Raw genomic sequence first — 20,116 nt, 5'->3', positions numbered from 1 at the left:
CGGGACTTATTTTAGCCCACTCTGCGTTAAAAGTCATTTGTTTAGAATGGCTAAACGGCATGACTTTCGCCTTGATTGGACTAAAATAAGTCTCCGTCGCTAGGAAAAATGAAACGTCCACAAGCCCTAGTTTCCATTTTGCGAACTTTGCTAGACAAGTAAGTTTGTTTGCTACATTGATGCCATCATCACATACATCAAGTTTGGAGAATTGTTATGATCAGCAAAAAATACGAAAACTTAGCCCAAAGTATTGTGCAAAATGTCGGTGGATTAGAAAACATTGTCAGCCTTACACATTGCGTAACTCGCTTACGATTTTGTCTGAAGGATGATAATTTAACGAATCAAACAGCGTTAGAAGAATTAACGGAAGTTCTAGCTGTTGTTCGTGGCAATGGACAATATCAAGTTGTTATTGGTAATATGGTAGAGGATGTTTTTGATACTATCCTATCTTTGTATCCTATCAAATCTAATAAAACAACGCATAGTGATGAAATGCAAAAAACTGGCAATATTATCACACGAGCATTAAATCAAATGTCCGCTATCTTGCTTCCTATTGTAACCGCCCTAGCTGGAGCAGGAATGATAAAAGCATTCTTGGTTATTTTAACTGTTACATTTGATATACTTGATACAAGTGGTAGTACATACAAAATCTTAAATGCTGCGGGTAACAGTGTATTTTATTTTTTACCCTTATTTCTCGCTGTATCTTCTGCCAAAGCATTCAAATGTAATCCTTATATTTCTTTAGCGATTGTAGCCGCACTACTGGAACCCAATTTTACTAGCTTAATACAGAATGTCGGTGATGTGGTAGATTTCATCGGTATTCCTGTGGTGATGATGAAATACACAGGAACCCTTATCCCAGCTATTTTAGCTATTTTAGTTTATGCCAAGTTAGAACGTTGGTTAAAAACTTTTATTCCTAAAAGTATTGAGATTTTTGCCTTATCCTTTATTGCTCTCATTATTATGCTTCCACTTACTGCTATGGTCATTGGACCTGTTGGCGTATTACTTGCCAATGGAATGGGAGATTTTGTTAATTTCGTGTCAACTCAAAGTGGTTTATTAACAGGGATGATCATCGGCGGTGGTTGGACATTATTGGTTATGTTTGGTATCCATTGGGGCGTTGCACCTATTATGGTGAATAATATTAGCACCTATGGATTTGATTATATACGCCCAATGGTTGCTGCTGCAACTTTTGCCAGCTCGGGAGCGGCATTTGGCGTATTTTTACGCAGTCGTAATAAAAAGACAAAAGCCTTTGCTCTTTCTACTATGGTTCCTGCATTATTAGGCGGAATTACTGAACCGATTATTTACGGTATATCTCTACGTTATAAAAGACCCTTTATTGCTCAAATAATCGGTGGAGCTGTTGCTGGTGGTTTCATTGGCGCAATGCATACTAAGGCGATTGTTTATGTATTTCCTGCTTTAACAACATTACCTGCATTTGCTGGAGATACTTTTATTTACTACTGTATAGGTATTCTCATTTCCTTTACAGTAACCGCATTACTCACTTATCTATTAGGTTTTGAAGAACAAATTGATGAACCAAAAGAAAATGCCAATATCCCATCAATAGAGCAAAAACTTTATGCTTGTGCGAAGGGGGAATTAAAATCATTAGAACATGTGAATGATCCTGTTTTTTCCAGTAAAGCAATGGGAGAAGGCGTCGCTATTTTACCCAGTGTGGGGGAACTTTATGCTCCGATTGATTCCATTGTAGATTTTGTTTTTCCAACAGGACATGCCATAGGATTGAATGCTAATGGAACCGAAATTTTATTGCATGTCGGTATTAACACGGTTGAAATGAATGGAAAAGGATTTAAAGTGTTAGTTAAAGAAGGTCAAAAAGTGAAGTGCGGTGAAAAATTACTGGAATTTGATATTAATATGATAAAAGAAGCAGGCTATGATTACAGTATCATGCAGTTAATCAGCAATATGGATCAAGTAAAATTACTTCAAATAAGTGAAAAATTAAATGTTACTGAGCAAGACTCAATCATCACTTTTAAAGGTCGTTAAATAATTGGAGGTCAAAAATGAAAAAATTTCCTAAAAACTTTTTATGGGGCGGTGCGACTGCTGCAAATCAATGTGAAGGTGCATGGAATGTAGATGGAAAAGGACTATCTGTCGCAGATTGCACAAGATATAGAAAAAATCTTGATATTGCTGATTACAAAGCTCAACACAACATTAGTAGCCAAGAAATTTTGGAAGCAATGGAAAGTCAAGATAGTAATAAATACGCAAAACGTCACGGTATTGATTTTTATCATCGCTATATTGAAGATCTCGATCTTTTTCAAGAAATGGGATTTAAAACCTTGCGTGTTTCTATTCAATGGACAAGAATTTATCCAACTGGATTAGAAGAACAACCAAATGAATCAGGTCTGATTTTTTATGAAAATTTATTTAAAGCCATGAATGAACGAGGTATTGAACCATTAGTCACGTTACACCATTATGAAATGCCATTATATCTTACCAATCATTTTGATGGTTGGTATCAACGTGAAGTAATCGATCTGTTTTTAAAATTCTGTAAAACAGTATTTGAACGTTATCAAGGCATGGTTAAATATTGGTTAACATTCAATGAAATAGATAGTGTATTCCGTCATCCATTCACAACAATTGGGCTAGTAGAAGATCGCTACCCTAGCGAAAAATTAGAAGAAATAATTTATCAATCGGTACACAATCAATTTGTAGCAAGCAGTCTTGCTACAAAAATGCTTAAAGAATATATGCCAACAGCCCAAATGGGTTGTATGATAACACGAACACTGACTTATCCAGAAGATTGTAATCCACAAAATATTCTATTAGCCTTAAATGACAATCGTAAGAATTACTTCTACTCTGATGTACAAATTCGTGGTGAATACCCTAAACATATTAAAAATGAATGGAAGAGAAAAGGGATACATATTGATTTTGGCGATAATGATGAGCAAATTCTGAAAGATTATCCCGCAGACTTTGTGTCCTTTAGTTATTATATGAGCCGAGTGGTGAGTGTTGATATATCAAATAAAGAACAAGTTTCCGGTAATATTAGTAGTGGCATAAAAAATCCTTATTTAGCAACTTCTGAATGGGATTGGCAAATTGATCCTACAGGATTAACAATTTCTTTGATTGAATTATATGATCGCTATGAAAAGCCACTCTTTATTGTAGAAAATGGATTAGGTTGCCGTGATAAATTCGAATCAGATGGCAGTATTCAAGATGATTATCGTATTGATTATTTCCGTTCACATATTCAATCAATAGCAAATGCTCTAGAACAGGGAGTAGAAGTAATGGGATATACGCCTTGGGGTTGTATTGATATGGTAAGCATGTCCACTTGCCAAATGACCAAGCGATACGGGTTTATTCATGTTGATCTAGATGATGATGGAAATGGAAGCTATAAACGTACTCGTAAAAAATCTTTTTACTGGTATAAAAAAGTTATTGCAAGTAATGGGGAAGATCTTGATTAATTATTTGATGATTGCAACTCCAATAAAATTGCAAGAGTATGAAACTAAAATACCAACGTTTTTGCGGTAAAAAACCTTTGCAATAAAAACAAGAAAAATTTACACCGCAGTTTTTAGGATTAAAAAACTGCGGTGTTTTTTCAGCGAATTTTTTGATTAATACTAGCCTTTTCGAGCATAAAGTTTTATACTGCGTGTCTAGTATCAACTCGGACTAGACAGCAATGTTATTAATGAAAAATCCGCGAATTTTTTATAACATTCCCACTTTGTTTATCAATGTAACATCATTGATGACTAACGTATTTTCTATTAATAAACATTTCTCTTTAACAGGAATGTTAACCGTTTGCTCCCCCTATCCGCACTATTCAATGCTATCATTCATTATGGAATATTTATGAAAAATCACGTTCGTAGCTTTAAAACCTATATCAGAGATGAAATTATCAAAAAAGGCGGTTGGGTAAACGCCCATGCACATGCTGACCGAGCATTCACCATGACGCCGGAAAAAATCAGTATTTATCACAACTGTAATTTACAACAAAAATGGGATCTGGTGGATGAAGTCAAACGCACATCAACGGTCGAACATTATTATGCTCGTTTTAGCCAAGCCATTGAACTCATGATTTCACAAGGGGTGACGGCGTTTGGCACCTTTGTAGATATTGATCCGGTGTGTGAAGATCGTGCGATTATTGCCGCCCATAAAGCACGTGAAGTATATAAAAGTGACATTGTATTGAAATTTGCTAACCAAACGCTAAAAGGGGTGATTGAGCCTACGGCAAGAAAATGGTTTGATATTGGTTCAGATATGGTGGATATGATCGGAGGCTTGCCCTATCGTGATGAATTAGATTATGGTCGTGGTTTAGAAGCCATGGATATTTTGCTGGATAAAGCCAAATCCCGCGGGATTATGTGCCATGTTCACGTGGATCAGTTTAATACCCCGAAAGAAAAAGAAACTGAGCAACTGTGTGATAAAACCATTGAACATGGGATGCAAGGGCGTGTCGTTGCCATTCATGGGATTTCTATTGGTGCACATTCCAAAACTTACCGCTACAATTTATATCAAAAAATGCGGGAAGCACAAATGATGATGATCGCCTGTCCGATGGCATGGATTGACAGCAACCGTAAAGAAGAATTAATGCCATTTCATAATGCGTTAACACCAGCGGATGAAATGATCCCCGAGGGCATCACGGTCGCCATTGGCACCGATAATATTTGTGACTACATGGTGCCATTGTGTGAGGGAGATATGTGGCAAGAGCTCAGTTTACTCGCTGCCGGCTGTCGCTTTCCTAACTTAGATGAAATGGTGAATATTGCCAGTATCAATGGGCGTAAAGTATTAGGTTTAGATCCCATTAAATAAAAAAATACACCGCACTTTGACTTTGATATTCACTATCGAATAAACTATAAAGTGCGGTGTATTTGTTCGAGTTTTTTATAAAAAGCCCCACTCTCGTTGATATTCCAACTGAATTTGGAATTCATTATCGGAAAATCCCTGTTGGCGGAGTTCTTTTTTCGCTTGTTCTGCTTCAATATGATGACTACAAGCCACCCATTGATCAGCTTGATGGCAAATAGCATAATGGCGACACTGTAAAAATTGTAGCAACGCTTGATTTCTCAAATGTGCCGTTGGTAGGCTACTTCTAATACTGGTTTTAAAATTAACCATATTATTTTATTACCCTCATTTAAATCCTACAAATTTTCCCAGAAAGAGACGAAAACATGATTAGATAACCAATAGCCTAAAGGTAAATTAATAGCGACACCAAAACTAAAGGCTAACACAGGTTTTATCCCAACGGCGGCTAGATCACGAAAACGCGTGGTTAAACCAATACTCAAGAATGTCAAAGTAAAGAACCAACCCCGTAAATTTTTTAGGGTAGATAATACTTCTTTACTATAACCCGTAGATTGTACATCAGGTAAAATCGTAATAAATATCGTGGTTAATATGGACGCTACAAAAAACCCTATGATAAATTTTGGGAAACGACGCCAAATTTCTGCGCGATCAACACGCTCACTTTCAGATGATGATTTACGTTCCCACACAGTGACCGATAAAATCGCTACTAAAAACGCCCATACTCCCACAAACATATCACGTCCAATCACTTTCATTAGCGTAAAAGCTTGTGTGGCAGATTCATGCCCGATTGCTTCAGCAGCAGCAAAACCCGCGGCATCAGCAAATTCCGATGTACCAATCCATGCGCCGGCAACACCGGGTGGCAAACCAAGGACATTACATAGCACGGGTAAAATAAAGATCATCGCCACCGCCCAAACAATCACTAGAGAAATTGATACGGAAACATGTTCTTGTTTAGCGCGACAAGCGCCACCAATGGCGATTGCCCCTGAAACCCCACAAATTGAACCACCAGCCCCTAAACAAGCGGCAAAACGTCGATCTAATCCTAATCTTAGCGCCGCCCAATAAATACTACTGAACGTAATAAAAGAAACGATTAAGGCTTGACCAATCGCCGCACCACCCGCTTTTAAAATAATAGTAAACGGCAGGGTTGCGCCCATTAAAATAATCCCTATTTTTACATAATATTCAGTACGTAAGGCTTCCTGCAAGCGGGGTGGCAAGGTTAAAAAATTACCAATAAGTAAGCCAATAAATAATGCCACCAAAGGACTTTCCAATTGCCAAGATTTTAATATTTTATTGGCACTCATAATTAAAATAATCACTGCCAACACATATAATAAACTAAACCCTTTGAAAAAGATTCTCTGATTATAGCCTAATTTTTTTGCACCGAATGTTAAAATACTGGCAAGTAACACATATAATAAAATAAACGCGGGAATTTTGGCGGGCAATTTCTCGCTTAACTGAGCAAAATCCCCCCAAGACGGCACAGAAACCGAAAAATAAGATAATACATTATTTAATCCAACTAAATACAAAATACTTGCTGTTAATAACAAGCCTAAACTAATAATAATCGCCCAACCATCCTCTTTTTTAAACCAACGTAAGGCACTTTGGTTATTCCCCATTATTTTACTCCTATCATTCTTATTTAAGGTTAATTATTGACATTCCCCGCCCTAACAAGGACGGGGAATGGTCAATTAGTACACATCGCGCTGATAACGCTTGTCTTGGCGTAGTTCATCTAAATATTCATCCGCCTCTTCCAGTGTGAATTTGCCTTGTTCGGCAATCACATCAAGTAAGGCTTTTTCTACATCTTTCGCCATTTTATTTGCATCACCGCACACATAAATATGTGCGCCGTCTTTGAGCCAAGCCCAAATATCGGTGGCATTTTCACGGATTTTATCTTGTACATAAATTTTCTCATCTTGATCTCTTGACCACGCAAAGCTGTATTTATGTAAATAGCCGTCTTTGGCAAAGGTTTGCCATTCGGTTTGATATAAGAAATCTTCACTAAAATGCGGATTACCAAAAATAAGCCAATTTTTACCCGTGGCTTCATCTGCTGCACGTTGTTGCACAAAGGCACGGAATGGGGCAATACCGGTGCCTGCGCCAATCATAATAATCGGCGTGTCATGATTTTCAGGCAAACGGAAATTATTATTATGCTCCACAAAAATTCGTACCTCGCCGTCTTCTTCAGCACGTTCTGCCAAATAATGGGAGGCACAACCTTGCCGTTCAGTATCGCCATCTTGATAACGCACCACACCTACCGTTAAATGCACTTCTTCACCGACTTCTGCTTGGCTAGATGCAATGGAATATAAGCGTGGAGTGAGTGGTCGCAACAGCTCTACAAATTGCAAAGCGGTGAGTGTGGCTGGGTAATGCTTCACAATATGCACAATCGGGTGAGAACTTGCAAAAACTTGCGGATTTTGCACCGCAGTTTCAGGCAGCTCGGCAAATTCGCTATAACCTTTAACAAACTGCGGTGTGTTTTGAGTAATTTCTAAATCGTTGATTAGGGCTTCACGCAAGGTTGCACCATTACTCACAATTTTTTCGTCTTTATCTAACTTCAACGCATCTAAAATTTCGTCTACTAAGGCTTCATCATTGCTTGCCCAAACACCCAAGGCATCGCCTGCTTGATAGTGCAAACCTGAACCGCTGATGTCAAATTCCACATGACGCACGTCTTTATCCGAACCACGCCCTGTGATTTTTTGGCGAGTGAGTAAAGTGGCTGGGAATGGGTTTTCTTTGGTATAGATAGACGAGCTAGACGCTGTAACCGCTGATGTTGTTGCGGTTGTCGTAACTGTGCCAGTGGCTTGATTTTGAGCAACTAAAACAGGGACGATTTTTTCAATCCACGCATCGGCACTTGCCTGATAGTCCAAATCGCAGTCGGTGCGTTCAAGTAAACGAGTACCGCCAAGTTCTGCTAATTTGCTGTCAAATGCCACGGCAGCACCGCAGAAATATTCATAGCTGGAATCACCTAAACCGAGTACCGCAAATTGCAATTTGTCCAGTTTCGGTGCTTTTTTGCCGTATAAGAATTTATGCAAACTCACCGCTTCTTCGGGCGGTTCGCCTTCGCCTTGGGTTGAAGTGAGCAAAATCACAATCTCTTCATCGGCAAGCTGTTTGGTTTTATAGTCGCCAATGTTGATGTGTTTGACTGGCAATCCTGCCACTTGTAAGCGTTCTACCAGCGTGTTTGCCACTTTGCGTGTATTGCCTGTTTGTGAGCCTGATAAAACGGTGATGTTTTTCGGGGTAGCTTGTACAATTTGGGCGACTTGCGCATCGGTTGAAGCAACGGAAGTTGCACTTGCCACTGCATTCGGCGCAATGCCTGCTTGTTCGCTTTTTGCCCAGCAGTAGCCTGACAGCCACGCTTGTTGAATAGGGTTTAGGGTTTGGATTTGTTGTAATAATTCGTTCGCAATAGGGTTCATCTGTTTATACCTTGATTAAATTTATGCTGCGATTGTTTGATATGCGGTGATTTTTTCGGACGTATTTGCAAATTCTGCCGTGCTGGCTTCTTGTAATTTCAACGCTGTCGCATCGCCGACAAACTGCTGAGCATCTTGCCCGAACCAGGCTAATTTGCTCTGTAGTGCCACGGTTTCACCGACTACAATTAAAGCAGGGGAAGCCGCATTTTCAGCCAGTTTTGGCAAGTCTTTTAATTCACCTGAATAGATTTTTTGCGTAGGCAATGAACCGTGGCTAATTACCGCCACTGGCGTATTTGGCTTTCTACCGTGGGCCTGTAACTGTTCAGCCAATTCAGCCGCTTTAATCGTCCCCATATACACCGCAAGGGTTTGATTGCCTTGTGCTAGGGTGTTCCAAGTCAGATTTTTGCCGTCTGGTTTAGTATGCCCTGTAATAAACATTGCAGTTTGCGCGTGATCACGGTGCGTAAGTGGAATGCCAGCGTAAGCAGTTGCACCAAGCGCCGCAGTAATGCCAGGTACAACTTCAAAAGCAATGCCTGCATCTTTGAGCACTTCTAACTCTTCGCCACCACGCCCAAAGACAAAGGGATCGCCGCCTTTTAAACGCACCACTCGTTTGCCTTGTTTGGCGTATTTCACCAGTAAACGATTCGTCTCTTCTTGTTGCACGCTGTGATTGCCAGCACGTTTACCCACCGAAATTCTATCCGCATCACGGCGAACGAGATCTAATACTTGCTCGGAAACTAAAGCATCGTAAAGCACCACATCGGCTTGTTGAATACGTTGTAAACCTTTCAATGTGAGCAATCCAGCATCGCCCGGCCCTGCACCGACTAAAGACACTTCGCCCACTCGTGGCAAATCATCTTGGTTTAAGGTTTCGTTCACAAAATCTTCCGCTTGTTGAATACGTTCATTATCAGTTAAACGTTGAAAATCCGCTGATTGAAACAGCTTTTCCCAAAAACGGCGACGTTGCGTGATATGCAGAAAACGGCTTTTCACTGCCCCACGAAAACGTTGCGCAATGGCTGCCATTACGCCGATATTTTTCGGCAACAAGGCTTCCAGTTTTTCACGCAACAAGCGAATTAACACAGGCGCTGCACCGCCACTGGAAATAGCGATTTGCACAGGGTTGCGGTCAATAATCGATGGAAAAATAAAATTGCAATGCTCTTGTTCATCAACCACATTGACTAAACGGCATTTGCTTTCCGCTGCTTGGAAAATGCGTTTGTTTAACGCCGTATCATCGGTTGCGGCAATCACTAAATAAACATTATCTAACTGATTTTCTTGAAACTCCTGAGCAATCAGCGTGATTTTTGCAGAATCTTGCAAAATTTTGACCGCACTATGTAACTCTTTGGCGACCACTAACACTTTCGCATTCGCACGCAACAACAACTCAATTTTACGCAATGCCACATCGCCACCGCCGACTACCAGCACAGGGCGATTTTTCAACTCGGCAAAAAATGGAAAATAATTCATATTTAAACTAATCCCCTACTCTCACGCCGCTTTGATTTCAATTTTGGAAGCATCCCAAAAATCCACTGCCGCATTGACCACAGGTTTCACAATGCCTGTGCGAATAGCAAAATCGCCAAAGCCTTCGTCTGCGTTACGTCCTGCCACCCAGTCGCCGAGCCAGCCGTCAATAATGCTTAAAATTTCATCTTCGGTAATATTTTCTTTAAACATACGCGGAATGCGTGTGCCTTGGCGATTACCGCCCACATGCAAGTTATAACGTCCAGGTGCTTTACCCACTAGCGACACTTCGCCTAACATCGCACGTCCACAACCGTTCGGACAACCTGTAATACGCAAAACAATATGTTCATCGCTTAAACCGTGCTTCACAAATAAGGCATCGATTTTATCGGTAAAAGACGGTAAGAAACGCTCGGCTTCCGCCATTGCCAGCGGACAGGTCGGCAAAGACACGCACGCCATACTGTTTTCACGTTGTTTGGTTACGCTATCATCAATCAATTTATGCTCACGGGCGATTTTCTCGATTTTCGCCTTATCACGGCTGGATACATTTGCCACAATTAAATTCTGATTAGCGGTTAAGCGAAAATCGCCTTTATGCACTTTGGCAATCTCACGCATTCCTGTTTTGAGCGGACGATCAGGGTAGTCAAGCAAACGCCCATTTTCGATAAATAAGGTCAAATGCCATTTTTTATTTTCGCCTTGCACCCAGCCGATACGATCGCCACGAGACGTAAACTCATACGGGCGAATCTCGCCAAATTTTGCGTCCATACGGCTTTCTACTTCGGCAATAAATTTGTCTAAGCCGTGATTGACAATGGTATAGCGAGTTTTGGCATTTTTACGGTCGGCACGGTTGCCCCAGTCCCGTTGCACCGAGACCACCGCCGCCGCACAATCCAGCACTTTATCTAAGCCGATAAACCCAAAAGGCAGAGCGGTATTTGGGAAGGTTTTAGTATTGCCGTGTTCCATTGACAGACCACCACCGACTAACACGTTAAAGCCGATTAATTTGCCGTTTTCGCCGATAGCGATAAAGTTCAAATCGTTGGCGTGTAAATCTACATCGTTATGCGGCGGAATCACCACCGTGGTTTTAAATTTGCGTGGAAGATAGTTTTTACCCAGCACTGGCTCGGTTTTATCGCCACTTTTTACGCTGTCTTTTAATGGTGCTTTTGGCGTGGTTTCGGTACTCGCCACTTTCTCGCCGTCTAACCAAATATCCGCATAAGCGGTGGTTTTTGGCAATAAATGCTCACTGATTTTCTTCGCCCATTCATAGGCTTCGGCGTGTAGCGCACTTTCTACAGGATTAGACGTGCAGAGCACATTACGGTTTACATCGCCTGCGGTGGCAATCGAGTCTAGCCCAAGATTATGCAACCACTGGTGCATCGGCTTGATATTGCTTTTTAACACACCGTGAAATTGGAATGTTTGACGATTGGTTAAGCGAATCGAGCCGTAATTGGTGTGTTCGGTGGCGAATTGATCGATCCCCAGCCATTGCTTAGGCTGAATAATTCCGCCCGGCAAGCGACAACGCAACATCACATTTTTATTTGGCTCAAGTTTTTGCTCTAAACGCTCAGCACGAATATCACGGTCATCTTGCTCATACATACCGTGAAAGCGGATTAACTGGAAGTTATCGCCCTTAAAACCGCCGGTAATCTGCTCGCCAAGGTCGTCTTTAATCGTGCCGTGTAAATAGTCGCTATTGCCTTTTAGGCGTTCATTGTCGGAAAGTTTTGGTTTTTGTTCGTTGCTCATAGATAGCCCCCACTAGATCAAATTAGCTTAATAAAAATAAATTCGACTAATCATATAAGAAAAGTGATAGACAAAAGAAATAACCTTTTGCTGTTAATTATATAAAAAAGTTATAAAAACCACATTAATGCTAATGAGAAACAATTCAACCACCAATTTTGTGATCATCATTCCAAAATTTGCAAGCGATTGTAGGCAAAATGATACGGTTCTTTTATCGTAAAAATCCTATTGCACTCACAGGAAAGATCACTGATAATTATGCGACTATTTAAAACCAAATCCTTTGCTGCTTTTGCGGATAAAAACAGAATTGATGATAGTGTATTGATTGATGCGGTTATGCGGGCAGAAAAAGGCTTGATTGATGCCAATCTGGGTAGCAATGTGATTAAACAGCGCATTGCAAAACAAGGACAAGGACGATCTTCAGGCTATCGCTCGTTGATATTCTACAAAATTCGCGGAAATTGCTTTTTTGTGTCTATTTTTGAGAAAAATGACCTTGAGAATATCTCCCAAAAAACTTTAGACAACTTAAAAAAAATGGCTAAAATGTACAAGGAAGATCATGAGATTGTAGAACAACATATCAAACAGAAAACTTTGATTGAGATTTTTACCAATAAAGGAAAGAACGATGAAATACAATAACATAATAGATCAACAAATCCACCAACATATCGTGGATCTCTATGAACATGGCTTGGTTGATGAAAAAATGATGAAAGAATTTGATGAACGTTGTCTTGTACCAGAACAACCTCAAACACTCACGAGCAATGAGATCACGAAGATCCGAGAAAAAGAAGGCATTTCTCAAACCGCATTCGCTCATCGTTTAAATGTCAGCAAAAATATTGTTGCGGCTTGGGAACGGGGAACCAGAACGCCGAAAGGGGCTGCTTTAAAACTATTAACCTTGGTTCAACAAAAAGGCATTGACGCCATTGCTTAATATTACCAAATTGAAACACCATAAAAACAAACTTTCTGCCATACTTCGGAAAGTTTATTTTTTTACACCCTATAAAGGAAGATAATTTCATGAAATCACTGCATAAATTGGCTCTGATTAGCACGACTTTATTTTTAACTGCTTGTAATGCAGTACAATATCAACCCCTTGCCACCATTGATCGAGTGGATACATCAAAGGGTTATCGCTTGCAAAAGACCATGCAAGATAAATTTAATGACTCGACCATCATCGCCATTATGTTTTCCGGCGGTGGGACAAGGGCGGCGGCTTTTGGTTATGGCGTATTAGAAGAATTAAATCGTCATCCGATTAATTTAGATGGCAAATCCACCAATTTAATTGACAATGTTGACATGGTATATGGCGTTTCGGGCGGATCCGTGTTGGCGATTTATTATTCTTTATATGGCAAAGAGACCATTCCGACTTTTGAGAAAAGGTTCTTAAAACAAAATTTCCAAAAATTAATGATCAACCAAACCCTTTCTTTTGCCAATATGCCGAGATTGTTTTCTCCACAATTTGGGCGAGGTGATTTGTTGCAAGAACAATTTGAAAACACGCTATTTGGTAACAAAACCTTTGGCGATTTAGCCACCCAACGTAAAGGACCTTTTGCGGTGATCAGCGCCACCGATATGTCCATTGGTCGCCGACTTGATTTTACTCAAGAACAATTTGATACCATGTGTCTTGATCTCGCCAAATTACCCCTTGCACGTGCTGTCGCCTCCTCCAGTGCGGTGCCGTTAGTGTTTTCGCCACTTACCTTAAATAACAACGGGGGGAATTGTAATTATCAACTGGCTAAAGAATTACAAGCGACGTTAGATGCCGATCAAGGTAATCTTCAAGATGAATCTCGCCAGCAATATATTCGTCAACTCCAGCAATATTCCAATAGTAAAGAACGTCCTTATATCCATTTATTAGATGGCGGGCTCACTGATAATCTCGGGATAAAAAGCTTGCTAGAAACCCAAGAAGTGTCGCCAGAAAATGCGATTCGCGAGCGGTTAAAAAGTAGCAATATCAAACGAATTATTATCATTAGTGTCAATGCGCAAAATCAAATTAGCACCGAAATTGATAAAACTGCCGACGTGCCAAGTTTTTCCGATCAAGCTACTGCGGTTATTGATGTGCCGATTGATCAAACATCGCAAACCAGTTTAAACCGTTTCCGTGCCGTGGTGGATGCGCGTAATGAAGAATTAGGCAAAATAAAAGGTAATAAAGCGGGGATCTATTTTATTAGCTTGAATTTACGTGATTTGCCTGATAGCCAAGCGGAATTTCGTCAACGTATGCTGAACTTGCCAACCACTTTTTACTTGCCAAGTAATGATATTAATGATTTGAAAAAAGCTGCTAAAATTTTGTTAAATCAGTCTAAGGAATATCAGAGGTTATTAAAAGAAGCCAAATAATCAACATGTTATTATAAATACTCAGCCACCATATACTCGCACTCGCACGAGTTTTTTATTGTGGATAGTCACGATTGATAAAACGAATATAATCGTTTGCATATTGAATGAGTTAATATTATAATAGATCAATAGATCAATAGATCAATAGATCAATAGATCAATAGATCAATAGATCAATAGATCAATAGATCAATAGATCAATAGATCAATAGATCAATAGATCAATAGATCAAAAAATGAGATCTAAATATCACTCGTCTTCTAAATGCTTTTAGGGAAACATTTAGCTATTACATTTTAATATCATGGATTTTATTAATAAATAGGTAATATTTATTAGAAGATCAAGATATATTTAGAACATATCAACAAAAATGGTAAGAATATCATGCTATTGTTAGCTTGTCGTAAGAAGATAGTCTAACCACTAATCAAGTGTAAATTTTATGAACAAAATCTATAAAGTCATTTGGAGCAAAGTGACCCATTCTTTTGTGGTTGTCTCTGAGCTTGCTTCCAGCCAAGGCAAAGCAAAATCTTCCGTTGTCAATCAGCAACATAATTTATCTTCAGTGTGGCATTCAAGTTTTAAATTAAGTGCGGTGGCAATTTCATTACTTTCCACCATTCAAACCGCATCAGCGGTGGTTGCGATTGGTTCAACTTCTGGAAGCGCTATCAATTCTTCAGGTGCTACGGCGAGTGGAACAGATAGTATTGCCGTTGGAACGACAGTCAATGCTAATGGCAATAACAGTATTGTTATAGGGAAGAATTCTAATTCAGCTAATCAGGATTCAATTATTATAGGTACCAATGTAGCTACTACCAACGGAACGGGTGTAATTGGCATGGGCTGGAATGCTAAAGTGAACGGTACGGATGCTATTGCTATGGGCTCTTCATCAAATTCAACGGGTATAAATGCTATTGCTATAGGAAATGCGTCTGTAGCGAATCAAAATAATGCCGTTGCTATGGGAAATTCGTCTAATGCTAGCGGTGACAGTGCTATTGCCATTGGGGCAAATGCGAAAGCTGTGTCTGCTGGTAATGGTTCTCCTTCACAGGGTGCTATTGCTATTGGTTCCAGTGCTAAATCAAATGGCAACCAATCAGTTGCCTTAGGTGCACAAACTAACGCTAGTGGAACACAATCTACGGCTATTGGTAATGATGCGACGGCAACAGGTTTTGGTTCGGTTGCGATTGGCGGTGATGATACGGGTTCTAGTGAAAATAAAAACAATGATCCCTATAACTACGACACACTCAAATTAGCAATTGGTTATGTGCCCTATAATGCTACTACTAATACCTATTCAAACTACCGTCCCTCACTCTCATCGGGAATAGGTTCTGTTGTTGTCGGTGTACATGGACAAGCATTAAGTAATGGTTCTACTGCCATTGGGGTATATGCTACTGCGGGTGATAATGGTGAAACAATAAGCAGCACAACCCAAAACACCACTGCCATTGAAGCCACCGCCATTGGTGCCTTTGCTCAAGCGAGTAAAGCCCATTCTACTGCGATTGGTTATATAGCACGTTCTTTAGGGGCTAATTCTACGGCAATCGGTTCAAAGGTAACCGCCAATAGCGAGCGCTCTTTTGCGGCGGGTTATAATGCCACTGCAAATCAAACGGATTCGGTAGCGATTGGTTCTTCCGCGCAAACAAACGGTACCAATGCTGTAGCGATTGGTTCTGGCGCAAAAGCATTAGCCAACAACACCATTTCTATTGGTACGGGTAATAACGTTACAGGTAAAAATTCCGGAGCAATTGGGGATCCTTCTACGGTTTCTGGTACGGAGTCTTATAGTATCGGGAATAATAATACCGTGCCGGGCAATAATACTTTTGTGATGGGGAATAATATCAGTGCGTCAGGTAATAACTCTATAGTGTTAGGTGTAAATGCCTCTGCCTTTAATCATAATAATACGGCGATTGGTTATAATGCATCTATTGGTGGTGCATACAATGTTGGCACAGATAATATTGCCTTTGGTACCAATGCGAATGTAACAGGTAGTAACAATAATAATAGTATAGCAATCGGTACATCAGCAAGATCTGCCGCAACACAAGGATCTTCTATTGCCATTGGGGACAATGCGTCTGTGGGATCCACTTCAACAGTCGCTAAAAATGGATTTGCTATTGGTACCAATGCCTCCGTCGGTTCAAGTGCTGGAGGTATTGCATTTGGCCATAATGCCACCATAACCAGCTCAGCCAATGTAATTGGTTCATCCGTTGCTATTGGTGAAAATTCCACCGCATCCAGTGGAGCTTCTATCGCACTGGGTTACAATGCCAAGGCTAACGGTCAGATGTCTGAAATCGTGATCGGTACTAATTCAACATCAACTGGTCAAAATTCTATTGTACTAGGTCGAGATGCTAATGCTACTGGCTCACAAGCCAATCAAATTGTCGTAGGGACTAATGCAACTTCTACTGCTCTAAATAGTGTCGCTATTGGTACCAACTCATCAGCGAATGCGGCGAATTCCATTGTGCTTGGTAGCGGTGCCAATGCTAATAACTGGGCAACCAGCCAAATTGTTATCGGTGACAATGCAACCTCGAATAGTCAGTATAGTATCGCGATGGGTAATAATACTAACGTTAGTAGCCCATATAGTGTTGCAATTGGTAATAATGCATTAATTACTAACAGTGGTGCTGTGGCATTGGGAAATAATGCTAATGTAACTGCTTCGGGCGGGGTTGCCCTTGGTGAAAATAGTGTGGCAAATAGAGTGTTTGATCAGTACCCTAACGCTACATCCCCATATATTCCAACATCAGCCAATCAAACTCAAAGTGATGCTGTTATAGCTACAAAACCTACAGCAGGTGCAGTGAGTGTCGGTTCAGATACAGTTAAACGCCAAATTATTAATGTAGCCGCCGGCTCAGACGATACAGACGCCGTCAATGTAGCACAATTAAAAGCTGCCGTGTCTGAAACCTCCGCGAACACTTATTGGAATATTCAAGAAAATGGTACACAAAAAGACCAAGTAAACAATAACGACAATGTGAGTTTTGCCAATGGCACGGGTACTACGGCGACCGTTTCTGTTGATGGCACAACGTCAACCGTTAAATATTCTGTTAATCAAACAACTTTAAATGTTAATAGTGGTACAGTAAGCGCGGGTCAAACTGGTGATTATTTTGCAACGGCAGAACAAGTCGCCAAAGCAATTAATGACTCTGAAAAAACTACCAGCGTAAATAGCACAACTGACGCTATTACGGTAACTTCTACGACTTCTGGTCAAAATACCAATTATGCTTTAGATCTTTCTCAAGCGACCAAGGATTCATTAGCGAACGCCAGTTCAGCTTTACAATCTTGGACCGCACAAACCAATGGGGTGGATGCCAAAACAATTAATAAAACAAATTCAACCTTAAATTTTGTTAATGGTACGAATATTGATATTTCTAATGACAATGGCAATATCAAAATCGCCACTGTGGCTAATCCAACCTTTACATCTGTCACTGCTGAAACATTCACAACAGGTACCGTGACAATTACGGATAATGGTATTGATGCTGGCAATCAGAAAATTACCAATGTCGCCAATGGTACAACCGATAATGATGCTGTTAATTTAAGTCAGTTAAACGCAACAACTATTATAGCGAATACTGCCAATACTACGGCAAATACCGCTAATACCACGGCGAATACCGCCAATACCACGGCAAATACCGCCAATACTACAGCGAACACAGCTAACACTACGGCAAATACCGCTAATACTACAGCGAATACTGCCAATACTACGGCGAATACCGCTAATACTACAGCGAATACTGCCAATACTACGGCGAATACCGCTAATACTACAGCGAATACTGCCAATACTACGGCGAATACCGCTAATACTACAGCGAATACTGCCAACAACACAGCTAATACCGCCAATGCCACCGTAAACAAAGGTTGGAACATCACGACTTCCGCCTCAGCTGGGGGTAATGTTTCTGGTAATAGCGAAACAAATGTTCAGATGGGAGAGACTGTTACTATTGATGCGGGTCAAAATATTAATATTACCCAAGATGGTAAAAAGATTTCGATTGCGACATCAATGTCTCCAACATTTGATAATGTTACAACGACTAACTTCACTACTCAAAATCTGACCGTCAACACAGGTGGCACCATCAATATGGGTGGCAACAATATTACCAACGTAGCAAGCCCAACTGCCGGCACGGATGCGGCAAATAAAGATTATGTGGATAATGTAACCTTAAATTATTTAGGTGATAATAATTCTAACGGCTCCAATAAATTAACCGAAAATGTCACTTTTGCCGGTACTGCCGATCAGATCGTTACCAGCGCAGAAGATGGTAAAGTTACTTTTAAATTAGATGATAAAGTAACCGAATCATTAACAAAAGCAAATACTTCTTTACAAAGCTTTACCGTTGGTGCAGATAATGCAGGAACCAATGTTACGGTTAATCAATCGCAAGCCCACTTTGATATTACGGGTACAGAGAATTTTGTTAATACCACGGTAAATGGTCAAAATATCACAGTAGATATTGCACAATCCTTTAAAGATACCGTATCAAATAATACGCAAAATATTGCCAATAATGCGAATAACATTAGTAATAATACGCAAAATATTGCCAATAATACGGTTAATATTGCTAACAATACCGCCAACATTAGTAAAAATGCTGCTGATATAGCCAAAGGTTTTGGCTTGCAAGCCCAAGATGGTCAAAATATTACCAAAGGCTTAGGTGAAAAAATTGAAGTGGTGGGTGGCAACAGTAATCTAAATACCACTGTAACGGATGGCAAAATCCAAATTAATTTAAATAACACCTTAGATTTAAGCAGTGGCGGTAGTGTCACCATTGGTGATACCTTGTTAAATACTACAGGGTTAACAATTAATGGCGGTCCAAGTATTACTAAATCCGGTATTGATGCGGGTAATCAGAAAATTACCAACGTTACCAATGGTACCGTAAGTGTAGATTCTAAAGATGCGGTTAATGGTTCACAGTTATTTGCGACTAACCAAAATGTCACTAACAATACCAATAACATCAATAATTTGAATGCTACAGTTCAAGCGGGTTGGGTACTTCAAGCAAACGGCGAAAAAGTCAAAGATGTTACCCCAACGAGCAATATAGCGAACTTTATTGCGGGTGATAATATCGTTATTGCGGCTAACGCTGCTAACAATGGAATTGATATTTCGACCAGTAAAGATGTAACTTTTACAAACGTCACCACGACTAATGTTACTACTCAAAATCTGACCGTTACCAATGGCGGTACCATCAATATGGGTGGCAACAATATTACCAACGTGGCAACGGGTTCAGCCGATACAGATGCTGTTAACGTGGCGCAATTAAAAGATGCTGTTTCTACCGCATCTGATAATACCTATTGGAATATTCAAGAAAATGGTACTCAAAAAGACCAAGTAAAAAATAACGACAATGTGAGTTTTGCTAATGGAACAGGTACCACTGCAACAGTTGATTTGACTGGTACGACATCAACTGTCAAATATTCTGTGAATAAATCAGATTTAACTGTTAATTCGACGACTGGCAAGGTTGATGTTCCAACAGTTGGTGATTATTTTGCCACTGCTGAACAAGTCGCCAAAGCAATTAATGACTCTGAAAAAACTACCAGCGTAAATAGCACAACTGACGCTATTACGGTAACTTCTACGACTTCTGGTCAAAATACCAATTATGCTTTAGATCTTTCTCAAGCGACCAAGGATTCGTTGAAAAATGCCGATTCAGCTTTACAAAGCTTTACCGTTGGTGCAGATAATACAGGAACCAATGTTACCGTTAATCAAACACAAGCCCACTTTGATATTATCGGTGGTAACAGT

12 protein-coding genes are annotated in these 20,116 nt (G+C 40.1%); 7 read left to right on the top strand and 5 right to left on the bottom strand.

Features of this window, described 5'->3' with window-relative positions; translation table 11 throughout:
• Positions 1-216 precede the first annotated feature (216 nt).
• The 3 genes from E0709_RS07350 to E0709_RS07340 all read left to right on the top strand — a co-directional run bounded on the left by E0709_RS07350 (position 217) and on the right by E0709_RS07340 (position 4,941).
• On the top strand, positions 217-2,067 hold the full coding sequence (locus E0709_RS07350) for a beta-glucoside-specific PTS transporter subunit IIABC (protein WP_132302222.1): 1,851 nt from the start codon (positions 217-219) through the stop codon (positions 2,065-2,067).
• A gap of 17 nt (positions 2,068-2,084) precedes the next feature.
• Positions 2,085-3,545: a glycoside hydrolase family 1 protein gene (locus E0709_RS07345; protein WP_132302221.1), complete on the top strand. Its 1,461-nt coding sequence runs from the start codon at positions 2,085-2,087 to the stop codon at positions 3,543-3,545.
• A 400-nt stretch (positions 3,546-3,945) separates the two neighbouring features.
• Positions 3,946-4,941 (top strand): amidohydrolase family protein, encoded by a 996-nt coding sequence (locus E0709_RS07340; protein ID WP_132302220.1) that lies wholly within the window; start codon positions 3,946-3,948, stop codon positions 4,939-4,941.
• Between the two features lie 75 nt (positions 4,942-5,016).
• On the opposite strand, the gene E0709_RS07335 is transcribed toward E0709_RS07340, so the two are convergent.
• The 5 genes from E0709_RS07335 to cysI form a co-directional block, all read right to left on the bottom strand.
• Positions 5,017-5,256, bottom strand: a complete 240-nt coding sequence (locus E0709_RS07335) for a hypothetical protein (RefSeq protein ID WP_132302219.1) — start codon at positions 5,254-5,256, stop codon at positions 5,017-5,019.
• A gap of 26 nt (positions 5,257-5,282) precedes the next feature.
• A complete protein-coding gene (locus tag E0709_RS07330) occupies positions 5,283-6,611 on the bottom strand; it encodes a YeiH family protein (protein ID WP_132302218.1) in 1,329 nt (442 codons plus the stop codon).
• 75 nt (positions 6,612-6,686) lie between these two features.
• Positions 6,687-8,471 carry an assimilatory sulfite reductase (NADPH) flavoprotein subunit gene (locus tag E0709_RS07325; RefSeq protein WP_132302217.1) on the bottom strand — a complete coding sequence of 595 codons (1,785 nt, stop codon included), beginning with the start codon at positions 8,469-8,471 and terminating at the stop codon, positions 6,687-6,689.
• A 21-nt stretch (positions 8,472-8,492) separates the two neighbouring features.
• Positions 8,493-9,980, bottom strand: coding sequence for a siroheme synthase CysG (gene cysG, locus E0709_RS07320; protein WP_132302216.1), 1,488 nt, complete (start codon positions 9,978-9,980; stop codon positions 8,493-8,495).
• Between the two features lie 21 nt (positions 9,981-10,001).
• Complete coding sequence (gene cysI / locus E0709_RS07315) at positions 10,002-11,774, bottom strand: assimilatory sulfite reductase (NADPH) hemoprotein subunit (RefSeq protein WP_132302215.1); 1,773 nt, start codon at positions 11,772-11,774, stop codon at positions 10,002-10,004.
• A gap of 261 nt (positions 11,775-12,035) precedes the next feature.
• On the opposite strand from cysI, the gene E0709_RS07310 reads away from it, so the two are divergent.
• From E0709_RS07310 to E0709_RS07295, 4 genes are all read left to right on the top strand, one after another.
• A complete protein-coding gene (locus tag E0709_RS07310; RefSeq protein WP_132302214.1) occupies positions 12,036-12,428 on the top strand; it encodes a type II toxin-antitoxin system RelE/ParE family toxin in 393 nt (130 codons plus the stop codon).
• Positions 12,415-12,732, top strand: coding sequence for a helix-turn-helix domain-containing protein (locus E0709_RS07305; protein ID WP_132302213.1), 318 nt, complete (start codon positions 12,415-12,417; stop codon positions 12,730-12,732). The genes E0709_RS07310 and E0709_RS07305 overlap by 14 nt, the downstream gene beginning before the upstream one ends.
• 89 nt (positions 12,733-12,821) lie before the next feature.
• Positions 12,822-14,186, top strand: coding sequence for a patatin-like phospholipase family protein (locus E0709_RS07300; RefSeq protein WP_132302212.1), 1,365 nt, complete (start codon positions 12,822-12,824; stop codon positions 14,184-14,186).
• Positions 14,187-14,635: 449 nt separating this feature from the next.
• The coding region (locus E0709_RS07295) for an ESPR-type extended signal peptide-containing protein (RefSeq protein WP_135107931.1) at positions 14,636-20,116 on the top strand (5,481 nt) is incomplete at its 3' end.

Origin of the sequence: Lonepinella koalarum, from assembly GCF_004565475.1 — a bacterium.
GTDB classification, from domain to species: domain Bacteria; phylum Pseudomonadota; class Gammaproteobacteria; order Enterobacterales; family Pasteurellaceae; genus Lonepinella; species Lonepinella koalarum.
Note: the sequence above shows the minus strand (reverse complement) of the source record. Positions and strands in the feature narration are given on the sequence as shown.